Source organism: Campylobacter sp. 2352 PW, assembly GCF_024723575.1.
Lineage (GTDB): Bacteria > Campylobacterota > Campylobacteria > Campylobacterales > Campylobacteraceae > Campylobacter_D.
The window spans coordinates 62,047-87,991 of sequence record NZ_JANQCX010000001.1 but is presented as its reverse complement, the minus strand read 5'-3'; the positions used below and the strand labels follow the sequence as shown (position 1 = coordinate 87,991).

The window sequence follows — 25,945 nt, the reverse complement described above, 5'->3', positions numbered from 1 at the left end:
GGGTAAAAGTGTCACAAGAGAAAATTTTAGAACCAGATACACTAATAACTTCTAAAACAGATTTAAGAGGAGATATCATTTATGCTAATGATGATTTTTTAAAATATGCTGGTTATAAAATGAATGAGATTTTGTATAAACCACATAATATTGTGCGTCATCCTGACATGCCAAAAACGGTTTTTAAATGTTTGTGGAATTATATACAAGATGGAAAAGAAATTTTTGCCTTTGTAAAAAATAAAACCAAGCAAAATGATTATTATTGGGTTTTTACTAATGTTACAGCTTCATTTGATAATCAAGGAAATATTATAAATTATTATTCAGTAAGAAGAAAACCTAAAAGAGAGGCCATATCGGTTATAGAGCAAGTTTACAAGGTTTTACTAGAAGCTGAAAAAACTGGAGGTATAAAAGCTGGAGTGAATGAACTTATGAAGATAGTTAATTCTTATGGTATGAGTTATAATCAGCTAATTTTAGAGCTTCAAAAATAATTTTATAAAAATATTTAAAAAATGTTTTTACAAAAAAAGTATAATCAGTCTGATTAATTTAAATTTAAGGAATTTATCTATGTCTTTGGAAAAAGTTCTAACTTCAGATGTTTTAATAACATCAAAAACCAATTTAAAAGGTGAAATTATTTATGCCAATGAGGATTTTTTAAAATACTCTGATTATAAAATTGATGAAATTTTATATAAACCTCATAGTATTATGCGTCATCCTGATATGCCAAGAACTGTTTTTAAATATTTATGGGATAATATTCAAATGAAAAGAGAGGTTTTTGCTTTTGTAAAAAATAAAACAAAATTTAATGATTATTATTGGGTTTTTGCAAACATAACTGCTTCTTGTGATTCTAATGAAAATATTTTAAATTATTATTCAGTAAGAAGAAAGCCTAAAGCAGAAGCTGTTAAAACAATAGAGGAAATTTATAAAGTTCTTATAAGAAAAGAAAAGGAAGGTGGTATAAAAGCAGGACTTGAAGAACTAAATGCTGTAGTAAAATCTTATGGGATGAGCTACAATGAATTAATAATGCAAATTCAAAAATAAAAGGATGTTGATGAAAAATATAGTATTAGTTGGTATTGGTCTGGGTATTTTATCTTGTGCAAATTCTATATATTTTATGGATTTTATTTCTTTTGGGTTTTCTTTGGCTTTATTTTTATTGTTTGCTTTTGCTTTTGTTGTTTTAAAAAAAGAAGATCAATTTAGTGATAAAATCTTAGATCTTAGCAGAGAATTAAAAAATGGTAATTTTGATTCAAGAATTGTATACATTAAATGTAGCAATAAAAAACTTAAAGAAATTGCAGATAATCTTAATAATACTATAGATGGCTTAGAAGCTTATTTGAGAGAAATTAATACCTCGATTGCTTGTTCTCAAAAGGGTGAGTATTTTAGAAGAGCTATTCCTGAAGGTTTAAAAGGAATTTTTGTTCATAATATTAACTTTATCAATAAAGCTTTAGATGATATAGAAAAAACAGGAAAATCTGTTTTTAAAAATGCTTTATCAAGAGAATTGATGGATTTGAGTTTAAATAGCCAAAATAAAAATTTAAATGACTTATCTTCGGCTTTAAATGGTATTATTAAGTTGATGAGGGAAGTTTTTGGTGATATTAAAATAATATCAGATACTGCTCAAAAGAATGGTTTAGAAGTGGGCAATTTGCAAGATTCGATTTCTTCTATGATGCAAGTGGCCGATGAGAGTAAAAAAGCTGTTGATACTTTTGCATCTAATGCTCAGAGTATTAATGCAATTGTAGAAGTTATTAGAGATATAGCAGATCAAACTAATCTTCTTGCGCTAAATGCGGCTATTGAAGCTGCTCGTGCGGGTGAACATGGAAGGGGTTTTGCTGTGGTTGCAGATGAGGTAAGACAACTTGCTGAAAAAACACAAAAAGCAACTGGCGAGATTACCTTGGCGATTCAAGTAATGAATCAAGAAATTGGCTCAATACAAGAAAATAGTGAAAAGGTATTTGATATCGCAAATTCTTCTAATAGCAAAATCGCTGATTTTAGTGAAGCATTTAGAGAATTAGAGGATAAAAGTTCTCATTTAGGAAAAGAATTTGTTAATTTTGCTTCTGATTTGACTTTATCGGCTATGAAAATAGATCATATTTTATATAAATCAGATGTTTATCTAACTCTTAATGGTTCTCAGCAAAATCTACAAAATCTTGATCCAATCTCTAGTCTATGTAAAGATGAAGATGCAAAAAGTATTTTCTGTCCTTTAATCTCTCAAAATGAAATGGATTCCAAGAGTGAAAAAATACAATACTCTGCAAATAAAGCTATAGAAATAGCTAAAAAAGAAAATATTTCAAAAGAAGATTATGATTCAATTATTAGTGACATAAGAGAGTTGGAAAAAGATAGTAAATTAATTATGGATAAACTAGAAGCTTAATAAGCTTCTAGTTTTTACACAAGAGCTATTTTTAATACTTCATTTAAAGTTTTTACCCCAATTATTTTCATATTTTTTATTACTTCCTCTGGGATATCTTTTAAATCTCTTTCGTAGTTTTTATGTGGAATAATAGCCGTTTTAATATCAGCTTTATAAGCAGCAATTAATTTTTCTTTTAAACCACCTATTGGTAAAACATTACCCATTAGGTCAATCTCTCCTGTCATTGCAACATCAGATCTTACTTTTTTGTCACTAAAAATAGAGGCAATAGCTGTAGAGATTGTTATACCTGCACTTGGCCCATCTTTTGGTGTTGCGCCATCTGGAACATGAATATGAAGATTGTATTGATTGTAAATGCTTTCATCTTTTTTATAAAAAAGATTTTTTGGTGTTTTGATTTGTTCTTCATCAATTAAATTTTTAATAAGACTTTGAGCAATTTTTGCTGATTCTTTCATAACATCACCCAAACTTCCTGTAAGAGTTAACTCACCTTTGCCTTTGATTTTAATAGCTTCTATTTTTAAAACATCTCCACCCACTGCAGTCCATGCAAGTCCATTTACTTGACCGATTTTATTTTCTTTTTCATGTTTTTCTATTTCAAAGACTTTTTTGTTTAAAAAATCTTTTAAATTTTCAGTATTAATTTGAATGTGTTTAGTATTTTCCTCTAAAAGAAGTTTTTTAACGCATTTTCTGCAAACTTCAGCAATCTTTCTTCTTAAATTTCTTACACCTGATTCTCTAGTATATTCACTGACTATTAATTCTATGGCTTCATCATCAAAACTAATTTCTTTTTCTTTAAGACCATGTTTTTTTATTTCATCAGGTATGAGGTAGTTTTTAGCTATTTGGAATTTTTCTTGAGGGGTGTAAGAGCTAAGCTCTATAAATTCCATTCTATCTTTTAAAGCAGGTGGGATTAAACTTGCATCATTTGCTGTGGCTATGAAAATGATTTTACTTAAATCGATGTTGAAATTTAGGTAATAATCTCTAAATTTAGTATTTTGTTCAGGATCTAAGATTTCAAGCAAAACTGCACTTGGATCTCCTCTATGGTTGCGACTTAGTTTATCAATCTCATCAAGCACTACTACAGGATTACTTTGTTTAGCTTCTATAAGTCCTTGTATAATGCGTCCTGGCATAGCTCCTATATAGGTTCTTCTATGCCCTCTTAATTCATTTACATCTTCTAAACCGCCTAAAGCTATGCGTACTAATTCTCTTTTTAATGCTTTTGCGACTGAATTTGCCAAAGAAGTCTTACCAACACCTGGAGGTCCAACTAAACACAAGATAACTTTTGCACCATCTCTATCTTTAATTTTGCGTTTTTCTAAAAGCTCTTTTACTGCAAAATATTCTTCAATACGTTCTTTTGGTTTCTCTAGGGCATAGTGATCACTATTGAGTTGTAAAGATACATCTTTTAAATTTAGTTTTTTCTTTGAGGAGTGCTCAAAAGGTATATCTAAAACCGTTTCTATGTAAGTTTGCACCATAGAGGCTTCTGAGTTATCTTGATGAATTCTTTCATATTTTTGAATTTGTTTTTTGATTTCTTTATAAGCTTCTTCATACATAAAAGCTTTTTTCTTTTCTAATTTTTTATTATATTCTTCTACTTCGCTTTCTTTTTGTATGTCACTTCCAAGCTCTCTTTGAATTTGCTTGAGCTGTTCTTTTAGGAAATATTCTTTATTGACTTTATCTATTTTAGAATGAACTTTGTTTTTGATTTCTTTTTGAATTTTATTTGCTTCAATTTCTTTAGCTAAATAATCAATTAAATTTAAAAGCTTGGTTTCTAAATTAGTTTCGATGAAAAATTCATACGCTTGTTGTTTTTTGATTTTAATGGAATTTAGTATTAAATCACAAATTCTACCAGGCTCGACATCTTCTTCTATGGTTCTTAAAAGATCGGGTGGAAAATAATGACTCACAGTAGATAAAGCTTTAGCTTTTTCTCTTACTACTTCGATGATTGCTTCTTTTTTTGTGCTGCATAATGGTTCTTGGTGGATTAAATCAACTAGAGCAAGTAAGGGGTCATCTGAAATTTTTTCAACTATCTTAGCTTTGGCATAACCTTGAAATAAAATTTTAATTCTACCATCAGGCAATGGAACTTTTCTCATAATGGTTCCAATAACCCCACAATCATAAATTTCATCAAAACCACGTCCACCTTCAATCTTAGATGGTGCTACAAAAATCATGCTTTCATTTTGTAAAGCAGTATCTAAGGCTTTGATATTTTGCATATCATTTAAAAAAATTGGTGTTATCATAAAAGGGTATAAAAAAAGCTCATCTTCCACAAGAACAGGAAGTTTTGTTGGATAGTTTTGAGTGTTTTCTAATTTCATTACATTATACCTTCTTCAAATATTTTTCTATACCATGGAAGTTCTGGTTTAATCATATCGATTTTATTAAAATCGGAATTTTCTATTTTTTGCTTATAAATCTCATAGCTTTGCTCTCTATTTTTTTTATGATATAACTCTGCTATGCTGGTATCAAGATAAAAAACTGCAAGATTAAATTTAGTAAGCATGGTGTCAATTAAATCATTATATTGCACATTAGGATAGCTTTGATTGTATTCTTTGATTTCTTCTATTGTTTTTAACATTAGTGCTTGATTACGATTTGGAACAGCAAAAGAGTCAAATTTGGCTTTGATTTTTAAATATCTTATATAAGCTACATTTTGTGAATCACCAAATTTATTTAAGTATTCATCAAGATAAAAATTTGCCATTTCATACTCTTCTTCACTAATGTGAGCTTGAGCCAATATAAGCAAAGTCTGTTCTAATAATGGATCAGCTATATGTTCAGCTGCCATTGAAGTATAATGTTTATCAGCTGCTTCAAGATTTTTTTCTTGTAAATCTTTTATAATTTGTTGATACCATTCCATCGAACTTAGATTATACAAATCTTCGGCTTTTTTTGAGCTGCATGCCCCTAAAAATAAACCTGCAATAATAAGCGAAAAAATAAAAAGTTTTTTCATGATGTTACCTTGTAAATTTATATAGTTTATAATTATAGTGTTTTTATGTTTATGAAAATGTTAATTTTTGAATTAAAATTATAATCAAAAAGTTTTAATTAGCATAATTTAAAAAGTTGGAACTAAAATTGCTTTATGAGTTGTAATTTCTTAGTCAATAGATTTTAGGAGGCAAAATGAACTTAGAGGTTAAATGTCCTATTTTGGGGTTTGAAGATACCAAAAATATGAACTTTTATAAAATAGATGAGGTTTTTTATAGACTTAAAAGCCTTGATGGTAAAGATTTTTCTTTTGTGATGATTGATCCTTATATGATCCGTCCCGATTATGATTTTGAAGTACCTGATTATTATCAAGAATTATTAGCTTTAAATGAACAAACTAATTTTGGTGTATTTGTTATTGTCGCTATTAATGAGCCATTAGAAGAATCTACAGTTAATTTTTTAGCGCCTGTTGTGATGAATTATGATAATAATTCTTTAGTACAAGTGATTTTAGATACAAGCAAATATCCTAATTATTTTCAATCTGAAAAGATTTCAGCTTTTATTAAACAAGCAAAATAATGTCTGAAATTTATATTTTAGGAAATGGCGCTATGGCAAGTGCTATAGCTAAAGGTTTAAAAGATACTTATAAAGTAGTTATTGTTGCTAGGGATTTAAAAAAAGCTAGTAGCTTAAATTTAGAAGTTTTATCTTATGAAGAATTTGATTTAGAAGATAAAAATGTTATTTTAGCATTTAAACCTTATGCTTTAGAAGAAGTAGCTGTTAAATTAAAAGGCAAGGCAAGATGGCTTATTTCAGTTTTAGCAAATACTACTTTTGAGCAACTTCATTGTGTTAATGCGCAAAATTATATAAAAATCATGCCAAATACAGCAGCTGAATTTAAAGCCTCAGCGACTGCGTATTTGATGGAAAATGATTTATATAAAGATGAAATTTTATCTTTGTTAAATACTTTTGGTAAAGCCATAGGTTTGCAAAATGAAAAAGAATTTGATGTGGCTATGGTTTTAAGTGGCTGTGCTCCTGCGTTTTTGGCTTTGGTAGCAGAAAGTTTAGCAAATGCAGGTGTGAAAAATGGTCTAAAAAATGAGCTTAGTTATGAGCTTACTCGTGCTTGTTTTGAAAGCTTTAGTGCTTTATTTAATCATACACATCCTGCTATTATTAAAGAAAAAATTTGTTCTCCAGCAGGAGTGACTATAAGAGGAGTTGAGGCTTTAGAAAAAAGAGCTTTGCGCGGTGCTTTTTTTGAAGCTTTTAATGTAAGTTTAAACAAATGAAGCAAGCTTTTAGTCTCCTAGAGCTTGCTTTTTGTATTGTAATTTTATCTTTTGTTTTTGGATCTTATTATCTTATATTTGCAAATAAATCTTTAAATATTATATGGCAAAATCAAATCCTTTTTAATGAAGAAAAAGAATTATTTATGCAAAATCCTTCATATAAAGCAAAAGAAGTAAATATAAATACTTATAACTTTTTAGAATACACTAGTGATGAGTTTAAACTCAAATCTTTAAAAATAAAAGATTTATCCTATAAAGAAGCCTTTATAGATGAAAAAAGCTTTTAGTTTATTAGAGCTTGTGCTAAGCCTTGTTATCTTGGGTGTATTGATTGTTATCTTAAGCAATCCGGCTATACATCTTTATAATCATAGTTACAAAATTAAAAATTCCAACACAGTATTTTTAAATTTAAATCAAACTTTGCTTAGTATGGAAAAAATTTATCATTCTTGTTTAAATGCGACATTGACAAGTAGTTCTTTTGAGTGCTATATGAGTGCAAATGATGATATTTTTTATGATGTATCATTGAAAAAATTAAACTTTAGTGGCATTATTTTAGAAAACAATGAAAGTTTTTTTAGCCCAAAAAGCAATTTACATTTTATAGAAAATGGAAATTCTAAAGGAATTGTAAGTAATTATAAAGATATCCATAGCGAAAAAAAGTTAAAAATATATGCTAATGATTATATGTATTTTTATGATATAAAAATTCAAAAATTTATAAAGCATTAGTGAATGATAGAGAGAAAATCCATTTTAATAATGAGAAATTTAGTGGATTTTATACTATTTTATATGCTTATGTTAGAGTATATTTAGAAAATGAAAATATTTATATGCAAATAGATGATTTAAATCATAACAAACGATCTTTTTTACTAGCTCAAAATATTTCAAAGCTTATTTTCAAGCAAGATGATAAGGCGCTAAAAGTTTTAATATGCGATAAAAGTCAAAATGAATGTTTATTTAAGTGGATGTTTTTATGAAAAAATCGTTTGCTATGGTTTATACAATATCTTTTATTTTATTTATCTCTTTTGTTATGGTATTTATAATAAAAATTTCTTCATATTCTCCAAGAATTATGAAAGATTTAACTCTTTATACTCAAGGAAAGATTTTGCTTTATGATACAAAAGAGCTTTCTAAATATTTTTTATATCAAGCCTATTTAGAGGGTAAAGAATGTTTAAATGAATATAATTTTGAATATAATAATATAAAAATACGAATTGATTATGCTTATCCTTTGGGTGAGTGTAAAGGATATAAATTGATAGCAAATGATGCTAATGCAAAAAGCATTATAGCGGTAAATATTAGTGTGTTGCTAAATGATAATAAAGCGGTAAATGAAGAAGTGTTTTTACAAAAAAGTTTTTTTGTTTATCCTAAATTAGATTGAATGTAAGTTTGAACTCCAATAGCTATCATTTTTACCCCCATAGCCATAATAAAAACTAAAGCAATACGTGAAAAAACATAAAGTACAAGCTTTCCTATGACTTTTTCAATGGTAGCTGAAAAGTGAAATAAAGCAAAAATAAAAGCAAAGGTAAGTAGTACAGAAGCTATAGCTATAGCTAAATTTTGATCTTCTGAAATAACCACTATCGTTGAAAGTGTTCCAGGTCCTACTAGCATAGGAAATGCCATTGGAACTATACTTTTTTTCAATAATTCTTTATGACTTAATCCTTGATAATGTTGAAATTGAGAACTTGATGGAGTAAAAAGTAAGTTTCTAGTACTCATAATGATTAAAATCAAACCACCCGCAACTCGTAAATCATTAATATCTATTTTAAATAAATATTTCATAATAAACGGTCCAGAAAGTAAAAAAACTAAAACAATACAAAATGCAGTATAAATGATATTTCTAAAAAGTTTTTTTCTCGTATCAGCATCTAAGCCCTCAGTCATTGCGATAAATTGTGGAAGATTTCCAAAAGGATTTAAGACTGCTATAATAGCAACAGAAGCAAGTAAAATAGCATAAATTTCAGATTCTATATCTGAAAACATAAGACAACCTTTTATTTTCCCAAGCTTTTAAGCTTGGGATTGATTTAATAATTATAGTCCCTCAAAAGGATTAGTAACAACTTCTTTTCTATCTACGATATAAGGGATAAGTGCTACATGTCTTGCACGTTTAATAGCAACTTCAACCATTTCTTGGTGTTTTTTGCTAGTACCTGTTAAACGGCGTGGCATGATTTTAAATCTTTCTGATAAAGCATGTTTTAGCAATGCTGTATCTTTATAGTCTATAAAATCAACTTTAGCTTCTGTATATTTGCAATATTTACGTGAATATTTTCTTTTTTCTGCCATGTTTTTTCCTTTAAAATGGTAATTCTGTATCATCATCATATTTATCAATATCAATTTCCTTCATAGGAGCTTCCTTTTGAGGATTTTGATAAGTATTAGATGGGTTTGTTCTAGTTTGTACTTGAGCATAAGGGTCAAAACTTTGTTGTTGGTTAAAATTTTGATTATAGCCATAATTTTGATTGTCAAAATTGTTTTGTTGATTATTTTGTACAGTTGAACCTAGCATTTCTAAATTCTCAACTTGAATGCTGTGTTTTGATCTATTTTGTCCATTTTGATCGCTCCACTGCTCAAATCTCAAACGACCTTCAATTAAAACTTTACTACCTTTGTTAAGGTATTGATTAGCAATCTCTGCTGTTCTACCAAAAAAACTAATGTCGATAAAGCAGGTTTCTTCTCTTTTTTCTCCTGTATTTGTACTAAATCTTCTTGTTACAGCTATAGCAGAAGAGCCTATCGCGCTACCTGATGGAGCATAGCGCATCTCTATATCCCTTGTAAGATTACCTACTAAAACGACTTTATTAAACATTAATTAGCCTTCTGTATTTTCACTAGCTTTGATTTCTTTTTTATTTTGTTTGATACCTTTGCTTAGTTTTTCCCAAGCTGCAATTTCTTTTTTATTTTCATATTTTACGATTAAAAATCTAATTACTTCTTCAGTGATTCTTAATACCCTTTCAAGCTCTGCTATTAAATTTGTAGGAGCTTTGAAATAAATCACAAAATAAGTTCCTCTTTCGTATTTTTTAATTTTATACGCAAGTTTTCTTGTTCCCATTGGAACTACGCTTTCAATTTCTGCGCCATTTTTTGTAAGGACTTCTTTTACGAATTCCAACTTAGCACTTACTTCTTCTTCTGTAAGTGTCGGTTTTAATATGAATAAAACTTCATAATGTCTCATTTAATTTCTCCTTATGGATATAAAGCCTAAAATTTTTAGGCAAGGATTTTGCATAAAATGCAAATTTTATTTTACCATAAGTTTTCTTAATTTAACTTTTTAATATGGAGCTAAGTTGTAAAAGTGTTGCGATTAAAAACTCTTTTTTTTCTATTTTAGAATTCTTTTTTAATTCATATTCGCAATTACAAAGTGTTAAAAAGATATATTTATATTGTGATATTTTGATCACAAGAGCTTGTTTTTGAAGATTTTGTGCCACAGAAATAGGCGGGGTATAGCCTAAAATTTCTTTTAAGTCTAAATTTCCATAAATTTTAACATGTAAAGCAATTTTAAAAAGTCTATAAAAATTTGCATATAAGGCGTTAATCAGTGCTATTTCATTATAATTTTCTAAAATATTTTCAAGTTCGTTTCTTAAATCTTGTTTTTGCATTAATTTATCAAAAAAACTTTCAAAGCTAATAGTACTTAAGCTATAACAATGCTCTTGAATAATTTTTTCATCGATATTTAAACCACTAAATTTATTTAACTCATTAGCTGCTAAATATAAATTCTCATTAAAATTATAAAAAAGAGCATAAAGGGCATTTTGAGTGATGTTAATATTTAATTCTTTAGCTTTTAAAGCTAGTAATTCCATACCTTCTTTAGCTGAATTTACCTTATAAAATCTACAAAAATTATTAGCAAAAATTTTTTCCGCTTCGCTTTGTTTGGAGCTTTCATCATAAATTTCAAGTAAAAAACAATTATCTTGTGAATTTTGACAAAGTTGTAAAAGTTGTTTGAGTTCTTTACTTGGGATTTTCTTTTGAGTTTTGATTTCTAGCAGTTTTCTCTCACTAAATAAGGAAGCACTAGATAAATAATCATAAGCTTGCTTAAAATCATATTCTTCAAAATAAAATCTTAAACTCTCATCAAAAGAGTATTTGTCTTTAATAAATTTAGCATAAAGCTCTATTTGGAAATTATCCGCTCCATAAAGTAAGAAAAAATTAGGAAAACTATTGCTATTAAGTAAGCTTTGGAGTTGATTTTTATACATTTTGGTTTCTTTCTAAACTAAAATGCTTGGTAATTTTGCCAAAAATTTTAGCACTAACAATATCTACTTCAGTGATTTCTACTTCTACATTTTCTAATAAATTTGCCCTTGAACCTATGATGGTAATCAAAGCTCCTTTAATTTCATCATTTAATTTTACTTGTAATGAACTTTGATTTTCTACCACTAAAGCCTTAAATCTTTTTCCTATATTTTCTTTTGCCCATCTTGCAAATTTTCTATCCATGAAATGCCAAGCAACTTTATCCGCCTCTCTTTCTAGTAAGCTTAATTCCTCACAAGTGCTTTGTATATTTAAAAGTAAATAATTAAACATTTTTTCATCATTGTTGATTTTGGCTTTTAAAAGTCTATGTAAAATAAGATCAGAATACCTTCTAATAGGACTTGTAAAATGGGTATATTTATCAAAACCTAAGCCAAAATGTCCAGCATTTTCACTAGAATATTCTGCCTTTTTTTGTGCTTTGATGATGAGCTTATCTACTTCTTCTCTTATATTTAGCTCATTTGCTAAGACTTGAATGTCTTTAAATAATTCTATGACATTATTTTTAGGATTAATATCTATACTAAGCGTCGAAAGATCAGCTAGTAATTGATCTATTTTTTTATAATCAGGACTTAAGTGATTTCTAAAAACTCCTATATCAATGAGTTTTGCTGCAGCTTTATTAGCTAAAAGCATACAATCTTCGATTAAATTATGCGAGGCCGTGTCATTTTCAAGGCGTGTTTTTATGAGTTTATTATTTTCATCTAAAGTCATTCTTAGCTCTTGGGTTTTAAATTCACAAGCATTTCTTAATCGTTTTTTGCGTAAATTTTGAGTGATTTTAAAAACTTCATAAAGCCAATTAATTGCACCTAAATCTTCTTGCGTTTGTAAATACTCATCAACTTCATCATAATTAAAACGGCGTTTTGAGTTAATAATAGCCTCAAAAAGCTCTTCTTTAACCACTTCATTATTTTGATCTAAGCTTATTTTAAAACAAAATGCTAATCTATCTTCATTAGGTTTTAGTGAGCAAATATTTTCACTCAAAGCTCTTGGCAACATAGGTATAGCAATATGAGGAAAATAAATCGAAAAGCCTCTTGATCTTGCTTCTTTATCAATGGCGCTATAAGCATGCACATAAGCGCTTACATCAGCTATGGCTACATAAATGGCATGTTCATTTTTATCATAATAAATTGCATCATCAAAATCTTTTGCATCAATTGGATCAATGGTGCAAAAATTTAAATTTCTAAGATCTTTTCTTGATGGATACATACTTGCATCAACTTTATCTCCATAAGCTTTTGCTTCATTTTCACATAAATTATCAAAAATTGCATTTTTATTAAAAAGTGCTAAGGAAATTTTTTCATCTACAAAATCATCATCAATATGCCCTATCACTTCAGTGATATTATTATCATGATTTTCTATTTTTAAAATAGTTCCTAAAGGCAGAGCTTTTAAGGATTTTTGAGAGGCTTTTAAGGCACATGTAAGTCCTGTTTGAATATTTACTCCAAGGACTGCTTCGCCGTATTTTTTAGTCATAACCAAAGATGTTTCATAGGCTCTTTTAAGTATTAAAATAACTTTAGCACTTGGGCGCTTTTTTTTAAGAGGGAGTAATTTTGCCACAACTATATCAGCATAATTTGCTCCTTTTAAATTTTTATTTTCTATGAGCAAATCACGCTTAAAAGCAGGATCAAAACTTTCTAAAAATCCCGTTCCATTAACAGAAATATCAATTTTACCAAAAGTTAAGCCATCTTTTAAATAGTATTTGTTTTTATAAAATTTAATAATATCACAAGTTAATAATTCTCTAATTATTTGCTTGTTTTTATTGGTAATTTCATTAGCATTTAGACCATAACTTAGTTGATTAAATAATTCTTTCATAAGACTCTTTATAGTAATTTTTCAAAACTTAAATTTTATCATAAAAGGATTAAATTTATATTTTTTAGTTATAATCTTTGCTTTAATTTTAATTTTAGGAGTGCATAATGGCTGTATCAATTTATTATGATAAAGATTGTGATATTAATTTAATAAAATCAAAAAAAGTAGCTATTATAGGTTTTGGCTCTCAAGGTCATGCTCATGCTATGAATTTAAGAGATAGTGGTGTAGATGTTATCATAGGCTTAAAAGAGGGTGGGCAAAGTTGGGCAAAAGCTCAAAAAGCAAATTTTATAGTAAAAAGTGTAAAAGAAGCTACTAAAGAAGCAGATTTGATTATGATTTTAGCTCCTGATGAAATTCAAAGTGAAATTTTTAATGAGGAAATTAAACCTGAATTAAAAACAGGTAAAACTCTAGCATTTGCACATGGATTTAATATCCATTATGGACAAATTGTTGCTCCAAAAGGTATAGATGTGATTATGATAGCTCCTAAAGCTCCAGGTCATACTGTAAGGCATGAATTTAGTATAGGCGGGGGTACTCCTTGTTTAATTGCTATCCACCAAGATGAGAGTAAAAATGCTAAAAATTTAGCTTTAAGTTATGCTAGTGCTATAGGTGGTGGTAGAACAGGTATTATAGAAACAACTTTTAAAGCTGAAACTGAAACAGATTTATTTGGTGAGCAAGCAGTACTTTGTGGAGGACTTAGTGCTTTAATTCAAGCTGGTTTTGAAACCTTAGTTGAAGCAGGGTATGAGCCTGAAATGGCGTATTTTGAGTGTTTGCATGAAATGAAATTAATTGTAGATTTGATTTATCAAGGTGGTATTGCTGATATGAGATATTCTGTTTCTAATACTGCTGAATATGGAGATTATATCACAGGGCCTAAGATTATTACCAAAGAAACTAAAGAGGCTATGAAAGGTGTTTTAAAAGATATACAAAATGGAAGTTTTGCTAAAGATTTTATCTTAGAAAGAAGAGCGAATTTTGCAAGAATGCATGCAGAGCGTAAATTAATGAATGATTCTTTGATAGAAAAAACAGGACGCGAACTTCGCGCTATGATGCCTTGGATTAGTGCTAAAAAATTAGTTGATAAAGATAAAAACTAATTTGAAAACTATAAACAAAAAATACAAAGTGCTTTTAGCACTTTGTCTTGTTGTAATTGGAATTTTTCTTTTTGCATTTGGAGCTTTGTTTTTAAAAAAAGAAGAAAATAAAGGTTTAGATTACAATCAAACAATAAACAAAAAAGAATCATTACTACCCACAAAAGAGCAAGAAAATAATTTTAGTTTTAATGATATAAATTTGACTTTAGAAAATGAAAATTTAGAATTTTTAGATAAAAATATTAGTGAAATTTTAAATTTAAACCCTGTAAATACAGAGTTAAATCAAACTAAAGAAGATAATCAAACTTCAATTTTAAAAGTAATAGATCAAAATGCAAGCAAAGAATCAAAAAATGAAGAGCAAAATATATCAGATAAAAATGAGGATAATAAAACTCAAATTCTAATACAAAAAAATACCAAACCTCGTTTAGCAATTATCATAGATGATATGGCAAGTCACACTCATGTAGATATGCTTAAAAAAACAAATTTAAAATTAATCCCATCTTTTTTCCCGCCTGATAAACGCCATCCTTATACAGCTGAGTTTGCAAAGGATTTTGACTTTTTTATGGTGCATTTGCCCCTTGCTGCTATAAAATATGACAAGGCAGAATTAAATACTTTACACCCTAGCGATGATATGCAAAAAATAAGCAAGCGTGTAGCTTTTGTAAAAGAGCAATTTCCAAGAGCAAAATTTATTAACAACCACACAGGAAGTTTATTTACTGCAAATAAGCAGGCTATGGAAAAATTATTTAATGCTTTTAAACAAAACGATTTTATTTTTGTTGATTCAAGAACCATAGGAAAATCTAAAGCAAAAAACTTAGCAAATCAGTTTAATCAGCCTTATATAGCTAGAGATGTTTTTTTGGATAATGAAGATGATATAACATATATTAAAAATCAACTCAAACAAGCAGTAGAAGAGGCAAAAAAGAAAGGTTTTGCTATCGCTATTGGTCATCCAAGAGAAAAGACTTTTAAAGCTTTGGTACAAAGTAAAGAATTGCTAAAATCAGTTGAGCTTGTGTATTTAAATGAAATTTATTGAAAATATTGAGGATTTTAAAAATCTTTTAAATCCACCTTCAAAGATTTATTATAAAGGCAATTTAGAGCTTTTAAATGCTAGAAAAGTAGCTGTTATAGGTTCTAGAAAAATGAGTGTTTATACCAAAAATTGTCTTGTTGAATTGGTGACTTTGTTAAAAAAAGCTAAGGTTTGTGTGGTAAGTGGCGGGGCTTTGGGGGTTGATATCCAAGCAGCTAAAATAGCTTACCCTCAAACCATAGCTATATTTGCTAATGGGCTTGATGAGATTTATCCAAAAGCAAACACAAATGAAATTTTAAATATTTATAAAAATGCATTAGCCTTAAGTGAAAATGAAGGAAATTACAAGGCAAAGCCCTATGATTTTTTATTAAGAAATAGACTTATTATTGCTTTAAGCGAGGTTGTTATAATAGCTCAAGCTGATTTAAAAAGTGGTTCTATGCAAAGTGCAAGACTTGCTTTAGGTATGAATAAACCTATATATGTATTACCTCATAGGAAAAATGAAAGCGAAGGAACAAATTTGCTTTTAGCTACAAAAAAGGCAAATTTAATTCATGATTTTGATGAATTTGTAAAAATGTTTGGAGAGCTTCATTATGAGCAAAGTGAAGATGATTTGTTAAGTTTTTTAAAACATGAAGATGATTTAGAAAAAGTTTTGAAAAAATTTGGCGATAGAGTTTATGAGTATGAACTTGAGGGTTTGGTAGAAATATCTGGAGTGAAAATAAGATCTTGCATATGAAAACTTTAGCATTAGATATAGGCTTAAAGCGTATTGGTGTTGCTTTGTGTGTTAATAAAAGTATAGCTATGCCACTTGAAGCTATTATTAGAAAAAACCGTAACCAAGCAGCAAATGAGGTAAAAAAGTACATCAAAGAGTATGATATAAATACTTTAGTAGTAGGAATTCCTTTAGGTGGATCTAGTGAAGATGAAATGCGAAAAAGGGTGGAATATTTCATATCTTTACTTGATTTTGACAAAGAAGTTTTTTTTGTCGATGAGAGTTTTAGTTCTAAAAATGCACAAGAACTTGGCATGGTGAATTTAAAGAAAAAAGATGGCAAACTTGATTCTTTAGCTGCGTATTTGTTTTTAAAGGATTTTTATGGCCTTACTTGATTTAAATACAGCTTTAGATGAAATTTATACAAAAGAGCAAAAAGAACAAATCCTTCAAAGTTTTAATCAAGAAAAATATATTAATATTTTTAGAAATTCCTTGCTTGTTGATAATGATGAATTAGAAGAAATTTTAAATAATGAAAATATAGAATTTGAAAAAATTGATCTATATTGTTATAAAATTCCATGTATCTTCAAAAGCAAACTAAGTTCACTGAAAGCTTTTAATGAGGGCAAGTTTTATATACAAAATTATTCTTCGTATTTATGTGCTAAAGCTTTGGGTGTTAAAGCTGGTGAGAGTGTATTAGATATGTGTGCAGCTCCTGGTGGAAAAAGTTTAAATTTGGCTAATTTTATGCAAAATGAGGGTTATTTGGCAAGTTGTGAATTATCTAAAACACGTTTTTTTACCTTAAAAAAAACTATGGAAAATTATCAAGTTAAAATTGCAAAATGTTTCTTAAAAGATGCACGCATTATAGGCAAGGCTTGTCCTTTGAAATTTGATAAAATTTTACTTGATGCACCTTGCTCAACTTTTGCAAAAATAGGTTTTGAAATCCAAAAAAACACAAAAGAAATTAAGCAAATTGCAAATTTGCAAAAAAAGCTTTTGCATTCAGCATTATTAGCTTTAAAACATGGCGGAGAATTAGTATATAGCACTTGTACATTTTTAAGAGAAGAAAATGAAGCAGTTTTAGAAAATGCATTAAGAAATGAAAATTTTAAATTAGAATTGCTTGATTTTAATTTGGTTAATGTTGATTTTATATGTGCAAAGAGTGATGAATTTGATTTATCATTTGCTAAAAGAGTTTTACCAGATGACTATGCAGATGGGTTTTTTATAGCAAAAGTGAAAAAATATTAAAAATCAATAAAATTAAATGTGAAAAATGTTTTTTAGTTTAAAACTTAAAGTGCTATTTTTAGGTGCTTAGAAGGTAAATTCACACTGTGAAACTCTTGTGAATAAAACGATGAAATTTTGAAAACTTAAATTAAAGTAGTAGTAAATAAATGTAATAAAAAATATATTAAAGATAAATAAGCACGAAGCTTATTTATCTCTTAAGTTTAATTCGCTAATTAATTTAGAATAAGCTTGATAATCTTTTCTTTTTAGATAAGATAAAAGTCTTTTTCTTTGACCAACAAGCTTTAAAAGACCTAAGCGAGAAGAAAAATCTTTTTTGTAGATTTTTAAATGTTCTGTTAAATCTGAAATTCTTGCGCTTAAAAGTGCGATTTGAACTTCTGGAGAACCTGTATCTCCTTCTTTTCTAGCAAATTTTGCAACTATTTCTGCTTTTTTAGCCGAATCTAAAGCCATAATAGACCTCCTGAGCGGTATTAAAATAAAAAGTGTAATTATAACTAAAAAACCAAAAAGAATGCTGAAATTTAAAAAATATGAAATTTAATATTTATCGATACTTATTTTTGATATAATAAAAATTTTTATTAATAACCAATAATATATTTTATTTATAACTTGAAAGGAACAAATGTTATTTACCAAAGCTAGCGAATATGCTTTATTATCTTTAATTCATATAGCAAAATCCCAAGAACCACAAGATGTAGATACTATGTCAAATGTCTTAGATATACCTAAAAGTTTTTTAGCAAAAATTTTACAAGCTCTTGCTAAAGATGCACTTTTGAAGTCTTACAAGGGAGCTAAGGGTGGTTTTGCGCTTATTAAGCAGCCGAGTGAATACACTTTAAAAGAAATTATCAATAGCGTAGAGAAAAAATCTATTAATGTTTTTGAATGTAGTAATGGAATTTGTCCTTCTCAAAAAGAGGATAATTGCAAAATTATGCCAGTTTTAGTGAAACTTCAAAATAAGATAGATGATTTTTTAGTTTCTATTACCTTAGAGGATATTATTCAAAATAATGGCTAAAAGAGATATTTTTAGCTTAGTATTGCCTTGGGTTGCTCCGCTTGTTGCACCTATTTTAAAGGCAAAAAGTTTAACTATAGTAGCCGTAATTATTGCAATTTTAGCAATTATTATAGTGCCTTTACCAAGTATAGTTTTAGACTTTTTTCTTGCTTTAAGTATTGCCATTTCAGTTTTAATTATTTTAATTTCTTTGTATATACCAAAGCCTACGGATTTAACAACTTTTCCAACGTTGATTTTGATCATCACACTTTTTAGGCTTTCACTTAATATTGCTACAACGCGTATGATTTTGAGTGAGGGTCATCAAGGTCCAGCAGCTGTTAGTGATATAGTAGCAAGTTTTGGTGAATTTGTTGTTGGTGGCAATTATGTTATAGGTATGGTTGTTTTTTGTATTTTGGTTTTGATTAATTTTATGGTTGTAACCAAAGGTAGTACAAGGGTTTCTGAGGTTCAAGCAAGATTTACCCTTGATGCAATGCCAGGTAAACAAATGGCTATTGATGCGGATTTAAATGCAGGTTTGATTGATGAAAAAACTGCACGCGCAAGACGCCAAGAAATTATAGCCGAAGCAAATTTTTATGGAGCAATGGATGGTTCTTCTAAATTTATAAAAGGGGACGCTGTTGCTGGGATTATCATCACCATTGTAAATTTAATTGGTGGGTTTATGATAGGTTATTTTCAGCATGATATGGAGCTTGGAGAATGTGCTTCAACTTATACTATATTAACAATAGGTGATGGACTTGTTTCTCAAATTCCTGGGCTTATCACTTCAACAGCAACTGCAATTATCATCACGCGTGCTAGTAAAGATGAGGATAATTTTGCTGAAGGTTCTATTAATCAGCTTTTAGGAGAATACAAAACACTATTAATTGTAGGTTTTGTTTTATTTATTTTTGCTTTAGTACCTGGTTTACCGCATTTTTCTTTGGGTTTTATGGCTTTGGTGTTTTTGGGTCTTGGTTATATGATAAAACAAGTGCAAGAAGGTAAAATTCAAATCAATACAATTTCGGCTAAAAAATCCCAAGAAGCTGATGAGCAAGAGCAAGCTAAACCTCAAAAACGCAGTGAGGAAGAAATTTTAAAAGAAGAAGAAAACAAAATCACAGATATTTTAAAATTAGAAATTTTAGAATTAGAATTAGGCTATGGACTTATTAAATTAGCAGAAAGTGAATTAACAGAGCGTATTAGATCAACAAGACGCAATATAGCTCAAAGTTTAGGCTTTTTGATGCCAAAAATTAGAATTAGAGATAATTTGCAATTAAAGCCTAATGAATATACTTTCAAGCTCAAAGGTGTGGGTATAGCTAGTGCTGAAATTTATCCAGATAAATATCTGGCTATGGATAGTGGTTTTATAACTGAACCTATCGAGGGTATAGCTACTAAAGAACCTGCTTTTAATTCTGATGCTTTGTGGATTGAATCATCTTTAAAAGATGAGGCAACGCTAAATGGTTATATTGTAATTGATCCAGCAAGTGTGATTTCAACCCATATGAGTGAGCTTATAAAAGCTAATGCTTCAGAGCTTTTAACTAAACAAGAGGTTCAAAATTTATTGGATAAAATCAAAAATGATTATCCTATCGTGGTAGATGATTGTTTAAGAGTTGCTAGCATAGGTTTAATCCAAAAAGTTTTAAAAGCTTTACTTAAAGAGCATATTCCTATTAAAGATATGCTTACAATTTTAGAATCAATTAGTGATATAGCTGAAGTAAGTAAGAGTTTGGATATGATTATTGAGCATGTAAGAGCTTCTTTAGCAAGAGCAATTACAAATTTATATGTGGATGAAAAAGGGCAAATTAGCTTTTATATTTTTGATGCTGCTGCTGCTGCAAAATTAATGGAGCATGTGCAGTTTAAAGATGGTTCGTATCATTTAATGATAAATGTAGCTCAAACTGGTGCTTTAGTAGAAGCTTTAAAAGCTGAACTTGCAAGTGTAGCAAATACAAGAATTAAACCTTTCTTGCTTTGTGTTGAGCCACAACTTAGAAAATTTATTGCTGATATTTGTTCTAATTTTGGTATTAATATTACGGTTTTGAGTTTTGCTGAGATTGCAGAAAATACCAAATTTGAAACAGAAGGTATCATAAAAGTTGATAATTTATAAAGGAAAAATATGAAAATTTATCATCTTTCACATACAGATTTAGACGGCTATGCTTGTCAGTATGTGCTAGATTTTTATTTTAAGAATTGTTATTTTTATAATTCTAATTATGGTAAAGAGATTAATGAAAATTTTAATGTGATTTTTAAAAATATAGAGGAAGATTTAAAGCAAAATCCTAATGAAGAATTTGTGATTTTAATCACGGATTTAAATTTGACTTTAAGCCAATGTGAAGATTTTCAAAAAGCTATAGAAGGCAAAAAAATCAAACTTTTACTTTTAGATCATCATCAAAGTGGCTTAGAATGTATGCAAAAATATCCTTGGTATTTTTTAGATGATAAAAGATGTGCTACTAAGATTGTTTATGATTTTTTTAGTAAATGTTATGGTGAAAATAAGGCTTTGTCAGAATTTGTGGATGTGGTAAATGCAGTAGATATTTGGTTGAGTGAAGATGAGAATTTTGAGCTTGGAAAAGTACTGCTTGGTATGGTTTCTGGAGCAAAAGAAATCAATAGGGTAATGTTTGCACAAGAAAATATCAAATATCTTTTTTATCTTTTTGATGTTTGTAGAAAATACATTCATCAAAAAAATGCTCATATTAATTTAGATGATGATTTGCATGGCTTAAAAAAATCTTTTTTTAAAAAAGAAAATGATGACACCTTAAGCAATTTAATTTCTAAATTTGTGGTAGAAAGACTAAGTGTAAATAAAGAAAAATTTAGTGTATTTTATAAAGGAAGTAAAGGTTTATTAACTTCAAATATAGGCAATACTTCTGTAATTGGAAATGATTTTTTAATGCAAAATCCCGATTTTGATTTTTTTGTTGATCTTAGTTCGAGAAAAACCTTAAGTTTTAGAGCAAATAATAAAATCGATGTGAGTTTGATGGCTAAAAGCTTGGTCAATGGGGGAGGGCATAAAAACGCTAGCGGTGGATTGTTTGCTGCGTATAAAGATAGCTCTAATTATGATTTCATAAAAGCACAATTTGTAGATTTAATTAAAAGCAAAGAATTAAAGGAAAATAATGAAAACAAATCATGATTTTAAAGAAGAAATAGAAAATTTACAATATGAATTAAGCATAGTTTTAGAGGCAATGCTTTTGTTTGCTGGGGTAAAAAGAGTAAAATTAGAAAAAGCAATTGGACTTTATATTGATTGTATTGATGAGGTTTGTCAAAATACTCAAAAAGAAGGAGTTGATGAGATCTTAGAAGTAGTAGAGTACTTAAAAAATCACCATAAAGATTTATTTGAATGAAAATTTTATTATTGCTTTTTGCGGGAATTTTTTCTTATGCAAATATCTATGAAGATTTAAGTGATTTTGCTTACAATAAACAAAACACGCTAAATTTAAGCTCAAGTCAAGCTTTATTTTTAGAATACAAACAAAACAAACAAGCTTGTGTGGATATAGTACTTGCTAAAGATAAGGCTTTTGTGGTTAAAATTTATCCATTATGTGAAAATTTAAACGAAAAAAGTCTAAATGAGTACTTAAATACGCAATTTATAAGCTTATACACTAAAGATTTATCAAAACTAAGAAAAGAAATTGTTGATATTAAAAATATAATGCGTGATTTTATGATTTATTATACCTTACATCAATCTTTTGCAAATGAAATTAAAAAAATGAGTAAAAATGATAAATTACAAGCGTATAAACTAGATGAGAAAAAAGGTGGAAAAATTCTTTACAAGGTTAATAATCAAGCTTGTGTAGTTTTTGATTTATATTTAGATGAAAATTTGCAAGCTAGTATGCAAATAAGCGGAATGGAAAATTTAGATAAAACTTGTATGGAGTTAATCTCATCTCCTGATTTTAAAGACTTATCTTTCACAAAAGAGGGTATGAAAAAATATAAATTAAAAAACTAATCTAAAAAATCTTAAATAATATAATTTTAAAATTCTACTTAAAGCCATTTTTTTTCTTTCTATATTAGAAAACACATAAGCTTCTAGATCTTGCTTTTCTCTTAAAGTAAGATTTTTCATTATTATAAACCTTTTAAAAAATATTGCTAGATGCAATTATATTATCTTTTCTTTTAAAAAAACTGAAAAATAAATTTTTATATATTATATATAAATAACTAAATAAACTTTAGTTATATAGACTAAATAATTTTAAATATTTTTATTTAAAAATAACTTGACATTATTATACTAAAGTTGTATAATTATTTTGTCACTTAAAAACATTGAGTGCTAAATTAAAAACTAAGGTTTTATAGTGAAGTCTTATAGTAAAAAAGATTTAATTTTAAAAACCATCATTGAGACCTATCTAGAGGGTAATAATCCTGTGGGTTCTAATGAGTTAAATCATAAAGTTAGCATACCTGCTTCTACTATAAGAGTTTATTTTAAAAAATTAAGTGATGAGGGTGTATTAACACAACTTCACATTAGTAGTGGTCGCATACCAACTTTTACTGCTATGAAGGCTTATTGGTATGAGCAACTTTGCGAAGATGAGATTGTGATTAACGATCTTGCTTTGCTAGAGTTTTTGCTTGATAAGTTTGAAATTTATACCTTAGTTTATGGTGGTGATGAGCTTATTTTGCAAGATATTACTAAGGTTAATGATAAATTTATCATACTTGATTTTGGACAAAATGAGTTGGTTTTAAGATTTAGTCAAGATAGTTTAATTTTCTTACAAAGACTTATAGGACTTGATCTAAAAAGTATTGAAAATTTAGCTTTTAGGGTTGAGTTTAAAGAGTTGTCAGAGAAAATTGCCATGTTAAAAGATGCTATGGTTTATTATAGATATAATGAGAGTAAAGCTTATCAAATTTATCAAAATGATGAATTTGCTAAGCTTTTATCTCCTCAAATTGGATTTTATTTTAACGATAAATTGCAATTTGATCCTTTATTTGAAGAGGGTTTTATGGGGTTAAAGCTTAAGAGTACATTTTTAGGTAAAGAATCTAATATGGTTTTTGCCGGTAGTGTGTATTCTGATTTTAAAACAATGTTAAATATTATAAAGGAGGCTGCGTGAGCGAAGAAAAGCAAAATGAGCAAATGCAAGAAGAAACAGTGGAAAATTCAGAAAGTCAAAACAATGAATTAGAAAAACTTCAAGCAGAGTATAATGAGTTAAAAGATACTTATTTAAGAGCAAATGCTGAATTTGAAAATATCAAAAAAAGAATGGAAAAAGAAAAAATTGCAGCAACAATTTATGCAAATGAAAGTTTTGCTAAAGATTTGCTTGATGTAGTTGATGCATTAGAGGCGGCTATTAATGTAGAAGCCAATGATGAATTAAGTTTAAAAATCAAAGAAGGGGTTCAAAACACTTTAGATTTGCTTTTGAAAAAACTTGAAAAACATATGGTTAAGGTAATAGAAGCAAATGGTGAGTTTGATCCAAATTTACATGAGGCGATGTTTCATGTTGAAAGTGCTGATCATGAAAGCAATCATATCGTTCAGCTTTTACAAAAGGGCTATATGATGAATGATAGAGTGATTAGATCAGCAAAAGTTAGTGTTGCAAAATAAAATTTAATAAAAAGGATAAAAAATGGCAAAAGTTATAGGTATAGATTTAGGTACAACAAATTCTTGTGTGAGTGTATATGAAAGAGGTGAGAGTAAGGTTATCCCAAATAAAGAAGGTAAAAATACTACTCCTTCAGTAGTTGCTTTTACAGATAAAGGTGAAGTTTTAGTTGGAGATAGTGCTAAGCGTCAAGCTGTGACTAATCCTGAAAAAACTATTTATTCTATAAAAAGAATTATGGGTTTAATGATCAATGAAGAAGCAGCAAAAGAAGCTAAAAATCGCTTACCTTATCATATCACAGAAAGAAATGGGGCTTGTGCGATTGAAATAGCAGGTAAAATTTATACTCCACAAGAAATTTCAGCAAAAGTTTTAATGAAATTAAAAGAAGATGCAGAGGCTTTCTTGGGTGAAAAAGTAGAAGATGCGGTTATTACTGTTCCAGCGTATTTTAATGATGCACAAAGAAAAGCTACAAAAGAAGCAGGACAAATTGCAGGATTAAATGTATTAAGAATTATCAATGAACCAACTGCAGCAGCTTTGGCTTATGGACTTGATAAAAAAGAAAGTGAAAAAATTGTAGTTTATGATTTAGGTGGTGGTACATTTGATGTTACTGTGCTTGAAACAGGTGATAATGTTGTAGAAGTTTTAGCAACCGGTGGTAATGCATTTTTAGGCGGTGATGATTTTGATAATAAATTAATCGACTTTTTAGCAAATGAGTTTAAAGATGAAACAGGTATTGATCTTAAAAACGATGTAATGGCTTTACAAAGATTAAAAGAAGCAGCTGAAAATGCTAAAAAAGAATTAAGTTCAGCTAATGAAACTAATATTAATTTACCATTTATCACAGCTGATGCAAGTGGTCCAAAACACTTAACTAAAACTCTAACAAGAGCTAAATTTGAAAGTATGATTGATGGCTTAGTTGCTGAAACTATTAGTAAGATTAACGAAGTAGTAAAAGATGCAGGGCTTGATAAAAGCGAAGTAAAAGAAATCGTTATGGTGGGTGGTTCTACCCGTGTTCCACTGGTACAAGAAGAAGTTAAAAAAGCTTTTGGAAAAGAGCTTAATAAATCAGTAAATCCTGATGAAGTTGTTGCAATAGGTGCGGCAATTCAAGGTGCGGTTATTAAAGGTGATGTTAAAGATGTATTATTGCTTGATGTTACTCCACTTTCTTTGGGTATTGAAACTTTAGGTGGGGTGATGACTAAAATCATCGAAAAAGGTACAACTATACCAACTAAAAAAGAGCAAGTTTTCTCAACTGCTGAAGATAATCAAAGCGCAGTTACTATCAATGTTTTACAAGGTGAGAGAGAATTTAGCCGTGATAATAAATCTTTGGGAAATTTCAATCTTGAAGGAATTCCACCAGCACCTCGCGGTATGCCACAAATTGAAGTAACTTTTGATATTGATGCAAATGGTATTTTAACAGTTAGTGCAAAAGATAAAGCTACAGGTAAAGCTCAAGAGATTAAAATCACAGGTTCAAGTGGACTAAGTGAAGAAGAGATCAATAACATGGTAAAAGATGCAGAGCTTCACAAAGAAGAAGATAGAAAACGCAAAGAAGCAGTAGAAGCTAGAAATGCTGCTGATAGCTTAGTGCATCAAGTAGAAAAATCTTTAAGTGAGCTTGGAGATAAAGTAGGTGATGATGATAAAGCAAATATTCAAAAAGCTTTAGATGAGTTAAAAGAGACATTGAAAAATGCTAATGCTTCTAAAGAAGAAATTGAAAGCAAAATGAAAGCTTTAAGCGAAGTTTCTCATAAATTAGCAGAAAATATGTATAAAAAAGAAGAGCCAAATGCTCAAAAGAAAAAAGACGATGATGTAATCGATGCTGAAGTTGAGTAAAAACTAAACTAGAAGCCTTGCGCTTCT

General features: G+C 28.6%; 32 protein-coding genes. 22 read left to right on the top strand and 10 right to left on the bottom strand.

From position 1 onward, the window contains the following. The first annotated feature begins 8 nt into the window (after window positions 1-8). The 3 genes from CAMP5121_RS00465 to CAMP5121_RS00455 all read left to right on the top strand — a co-directional run bounded on the left by CAMP5121_RS00465 (window position 9) and on the right by CAMP5121_RS00455 (window position 2,455). Window positions 9-500, top strand: coding sequence for a PAS domain-containing protein (locus CAMP5121_RS00465; protein ID WP_337214479.1), 492 nt, complete (start codon window positions 9-11; stop codon window positions 498-500). A 79-nt stretch (window positions 501-579) separates the two neighbouring features. Further along, a complete protein-coding gene (locus CAMP5121_RS00460) occupies window positions 580-1,071 on the top strand; it encodes a PAS domain-containing protein (RefSeq protein ID WP_263678711.1) in 492 nt (163 codons plus the stop codon). 4 nt (window positions 1,072-1,075) lie between these two features. After that, window positions 1,076-2,455, top strand: coding sequence for a methyl-accepting chemotaxis protein (locus CAMP5121_RS00455; protein ID WP_442863276.1), 1,380 nt, complete (start codon window positions 1,076-1,078; stop codon window positions 2,453-2,455). 14 nt (window positions 2,456-2,469) lie between these two features. On the opposite strand, the gene lon is transcribed toward CAMP5121_RS00455, so the two are convergent. After that, window positions 2,470-4,848: an endopeptidase La gene (lon, locus tag CAMP5121_RS00450; protein WP_337214477.1), complete on the bottom strand. Its 2,379-nt coding sequence runs from the start codon at window positions 4,846-4,848 to the stop codon at window positions 2,470-2,472. Beyond that, entirely contained in the window at window positions 4,848-5,504 is a 657-nt protein-coding gene (gene bamD / locus CAMP5121_RS00445; protein WP_263663167.1) for an outer membrane protein assembly factor BamD, read from the bottom strand. Before bamD ends, lon begins: the two co-directional genes overlap by 1 nt. 176 nt (window positions 5,505-5,680) lie before the next feature. Here bamD and fliW point away from each other — a divergent pair, with 176 nt between their 5' ends. The 6 genes from fliW to CAMP5121_RS00415 are packed head-to-tail and all read left to right on the top strand — an operon-like array spanning window position 5,681 to window position 8,227. Continuing rightward, window positions 5,681-6,076 carry a flagellar assembly protein FliW gene (gene fliW / locus CAMP5121_RS00440; RefSeq protein WP_263663168.1) on the top strand — a complete coding sequence of 132 codons (396 nt, stop codon included), beginning with the start codon at window positions 5,681-5,683 and terminating at the stop codon, window positions 6,074-6,076. After that, a complete protein-coding gene (locus CAMP5121_RS00435) occupies window positions 6,076-6,804 on the top strand; it encodes a pyrroline-5-carboxylate reductase (protein WP_263678707.1) in 729 nt (242 codons plus the stop codon). Before fliW ends, CAMP5121_RS00435 begins: the two co-directional genes overlap by 1 nt. Continuing rightward, window positions 6,801-7,097 (top strand): hypothetical protein, encoded by a 297-nt coding sequence (locus CAMP5121_RS00430; protein ID WP_039618527.1) that lies wholly within the window; start codon window positions 6,801-6,803, stop codon window positions 7,095-7,097. Before CAMP5121_RS00435 ends, CAMP5121_RS00430 begins: the two co-directional genes overlap by 4 nt. Next, window positions 7,081-7,551 (top strand): prepilin-type N-terminal cleavage/methylation domain-containing protein, encoded by a 471-nt coding sequence (locus CAMP5121_RS00425; RefSeq protein WP_337214476.1) that lies wholly within the window; start codon window positions 7,081-7,083, stop codon window positions 7,549-7,551. Before CAMP5121_RS00430 ends, CAMP5121_RS00425 begins: the two co-directional genes overlap by 17 nt. Beyond that, window positions 7,551-7,808, top strand: coding sequence for a hypothetical protein (locus CAMP5121_RS00420; protein ID WP_337214475.1), 258 nt, complete (start codon window positions 7,551-7,553; stop codon window positions 7,806-7,808). Before CAMP5121_RS00425 ends, CAMP5121_RS00420 begins: the two co-directional genes overlap by 1 nt. Then, complete coding sequence (locus tag CAMP5121_RS00415; protein ID WP_263678705.1) at window positions 7,805-8,227, top strand: hypothetical protein; 423 nt, start codon at window positions 7,805-7,807, stop codon at window positions 8,225-8,227. The genes CAMP5121_RS00420 and CAMP5121_RS00415 overlap by 4 nt, the downstream gene beginning before the upstream one ends. Here the strand turns inward: CAMP5121_RS00415 and CAMP5121_RS00410 are convergent. The 6 genes from CAMP5121_RS00410 to CAMP5121_RS00385 form a co-directional block, all read right to left on the bottom strand. Continuing rightward, window positions 8,209-8,850 (bottom strand): MarC family protein, encoded by a 642-nt coding sequence (locus tag CAMP5121_RS00410; RefSeq protein ID WP_337214474.1) that lies wholly within the window; start codon window positions 8,848-8,850, stop codon window positions 8,209-8,211. The genes CAMP5121_RS00415 and CAMP5121_RS00410 overlap by 19 nt on opposite strands. A gap of 51 nt (window positions 8,851-8,901) precedes the next feature. Further along, entirely contained in the window at window positions 8,902-9,162 is a 261-nt protein-coding gene (gene rpsR, locus CAMP5121_RS00405; protein ID WP_039618521.1) for a 30S ribosomal protein S18, read from the bottom strand. A gap of 10 nt (window positions 9,163-9,172) precedes the next feature. Continuing rightward, window positions 9,173-9,700, bottom strand: a complete 528-nt coding sequence (locus tag CAMP5121_RS00400) for a single-stranded DNA-binding protein (protein WP_263663174.1) — start codon at window positions 9,698-9,700, stop codon at window positions 9,173-9,175. 3 nt (window positions 9,701-9,703) lie between these two features. Then, window positions 9,704-10,078: a 30S ribosomal protein S6 gene (gene rpsF / locus CAMP5121_RS00395; protein ID WP_263663175.1), complete on the bottom strand. Its 375-nt coding sequence runs from the start codon at window positions 10,076-10,078 to the stop codon at window positions 9,704-9,706. Between the two features lie 91 nt (window positions 10,079-10,169). After that, on the bottom strand, window positions 10,170-11,135 hold the full coding sequence (holA, locus tag CAMP5121_RS00390) for a DNA polymerase III subunit delta (RefSeq protein ID WP_337214473.1): 966 nt from the start codon (window positions 11,133-11,135) through the stop codon (window positions 10,170-10,172). Next, window positions 11,128-13,068 carry a ribonuclease R family protein gene (locus CAMP5121_RS00385; protein ID WP_337214472.1) on the bottom strand — a complete coding sequence of 647 codons (1,941 nt, stop codon included), beginning with the start codon at window positions 13,066-13,068 and terminating at the stop codon, window positions 11,128-11,130. Before CAMP5121_RS00385 ends, holA begins: the two co-directional genes overlap by 8 nt. Before the next feature lie 107 nt (window positions 13,069-13,175). On the opposite strand from CAMP5121_RS00385, the gene ilvC reads away from it, so the two are divergent. From ilvC to CAMP5121_RS00360, 5 genes are read left to right on the top strand one after another with little or no spacing between them, the layout of a single operon-like run. Continuing rightward, the gene (gene ilvC, locus CAMP5121_RS00380) at window positions 13,176-14,198 is read left to right on the top strand and encodes a ketol-acid reductoisomerase (RefSeq protein WP_337214471.1); all 1,023 of its coding nucleotides are present in this window, start codon (window positions 13,176-13,178) and stop codon (window positions 14,196-14,198) included. A gap of 1 nt (window position 14,199) precedes the next feature. Further along, on the top strand, window positions 14,200-15,267 hold the full coding sequence (locus CAMP5121_RS00375) for a divergent polysaccharide deacetylase family protein (protein WP_337214470.1): 1,068 nt from the start codon (window positions 14,200-14,202) through the stop codon (window positions 15,265-15,267). Then, window positions 15,254-16,021, top strand: a complete 768-nt coding sequence (locus CAMP5121_RS00370) for a DNA-processing protein DprA (RefSeq protein WP_337214469.1) — start codon at window positions 15,254-15,256, stop codon at window positions 16,019-16,021. The genes CAMP5121_RS00375 and CAMP5121_RS00370 overlap by 14 nt, the downstream gene beginning before the upstream one ends. Next, entirely contained in the window at window positions 16,018-16,404 is a 387-nt protein-coding gene (gene ruvX / locus CAMP5121_RS00365) for a Holliday junction resolvase RuvX (protein WP_337214468.1), read from the top strand. Before CAMP5121_RS00370 ends, ruvX begins: the two co-directional genes overlap by 4 nt. Then, complete coding sequence (locus CAMP5121_RS00360; protein ID WP_337214467.1) at window positions 16,391-17,284, top strand: RsmB/NOP family class I SAM-dependent RNA methyltransferase; 894 nt, start codon at window positions 16,391-16,393, stop codon at window positions 17,282-17,284. Before ruvX ends, CAMP5121_RS00360 begins: the two co-directional genes overlap by 14 nt. Before the next feature lie 189 nt (window positions 17,285-17,473). On the opposite strand, the gene rpsO is transcribed toward CAMP5121_RS00360, so the two are convergent. Next, window positions 17,474-17,746: a 30S ribosomal protein S15 gene (gene rpsO / locus CAMP5121_RS00355; protein ID WP_012661650.1), complete on the bottom strand. Its 273-nt coding sequence runs from the start codon at window positions 17,744-17,746 to the stop codon at window positions 17,474-17,476. A gap of 175 nt (window positions 17,747-17,921) precedes the next feature. Between rpsO and CAMP5121_RS00350 the strand changes: the two genes are divergently transcribed. The 5 genes from CAMP5121_RS00350 to CAMP5121_RS00330 are packed head-to-tail and all read left to right on the top strand — an operon-like array spanning window position 17,922 to window position 22,386. Continuing rightward, entirely contained in the window at window positions 17,922-18,326 is a 405-nt protein-coding gene (locus tag CAMP5121_RS00350) for an Rrf2 family transcriptional regulator (RefSeq protein WP_263663184.1), read from the top strand. Further along, window positions 18,319-20,478 carry a flagellar biosynthesis protein FlhA gene (flhA, locus tag CAMP5121_RS00345; RefSeq protein WP_263678690.1) on the top strand — a complete coding sequence of 720 codons (2,160 nt, stop codon included), beginning with the start codon at window positions 18,319-18,321 and terminating at the stop codon, window positions 20,476-20,478. The genes CAMP5121_RS00350 and flhA overlap by 8 nt, the downstream gene beginning before the upstream one ends. Window positions 20,479-20,487: 9 nt before the next feature. Beyond that, window positions 20,488-21,540: a DHH family phosphoesterase gene (locus tag CAMP5121_RS00340; RefSeq protein ID WP_039618500.1), complete on the top strand. Its 1,053-nt coding sequence runs from the start codon at window positions 20,488-20,490 to the stop codon at window positions 21,538-21,540. After that, window positions 21,524-21,760 carry a hypothetical protein gene (locus CAMP5121_RS00335; protein ID WP_263692475.1) on the top strand — a complete coding sequence of 79 codons (237 nt, stop codon included), beginning with the start codon at window positions 21,524-21,526 and terminating at the stop codon, window positions 21,758-21,760. Before CAMP5121_RS00340 ends, CAMP5121_RS00335 begins: the two co-directional genes overlap by 17 nt. Continuing rightward, window positions 21,757-22,386, top strand: coding sequence for a hypothetical protein (locus CAMP5121_RS00330; protein WP_337214466.1), 630 nt, complete (start codon window positions 21,757-21,759; stop codon window positions 22,384-22,386). Before CAMP5121_RS00335 ends, CAMP5121_RS00330 begins: the two co-directional genes overlap by 4 nt. Here CAMP5121_RS00330 and CAMP5121_RS00325 read toward each other — a convergent pair. Then, complete coding sequence (locus CAMP5121_RS00325; protein WP_256374638.1) at window positions 22,375-22,506, bottom strand: hypothetical protein; 132 nt, start codon at window positions 22,504-22,506, stop codon at window positions 22,375-22,377. The genes CAMP5121_RS00330 and CAMP5121_RS00325 overlap by 12 nt on opposite strands. A gap of 238 nt (window positions 22,507-22,744) precedes the next feature. Here CAMP5121_RS00325 and CAMP5121_RS00320 point away from each other — a divergent pair, with 238 nt between their 5' ends. From CAMP5121_RS00320 to dnaK, 3 genes are read left to right on the top strand one after another with little or no spacing between them, the layout of a single operon-like run. Next, window positions 22,745-23,527, top strand: a complete 783-nt coding sequence (locus CAMP5121_RS00320; protein WP_337214465.1) for an HrcA family transcriptional regulator — start codon at window positions 22,745-22,747, stop codon at window positions 23,525-23,527. Continuing rightward, window positions 23,524-24,033: a nucleotide exchange factor GrpE gene (grpE, locus tag CAMP5121_RS00315; RefSeq protein WP_263708155.1), complete on the top strand. Its 510-nt coding sequence runs from the start codon at window positions 23,524-23,526 to the stop codon at window positions 24,031-24,033. Before CAMP5121_RS00320 ends, grpE begins: the two co-directional genes overlap by 4 nt. A 22-nt stretch (window positions 24,034-24,055) precedes the next feature. Next, window positions 24,056-25,918, top strand: a complete 1,863-nt coding sequence (gene dnaK, locus CAMP5121_RS00310) for a molecular chaperone DnaK (RefSeq protein WP_039628415.1) — start codon at window positions 24,056-24,058, stop codon at window positions 25,916-25,918. The last annotated feature ends 27 nt before the right edge of the window (window positions 25,919-25,945 follow it).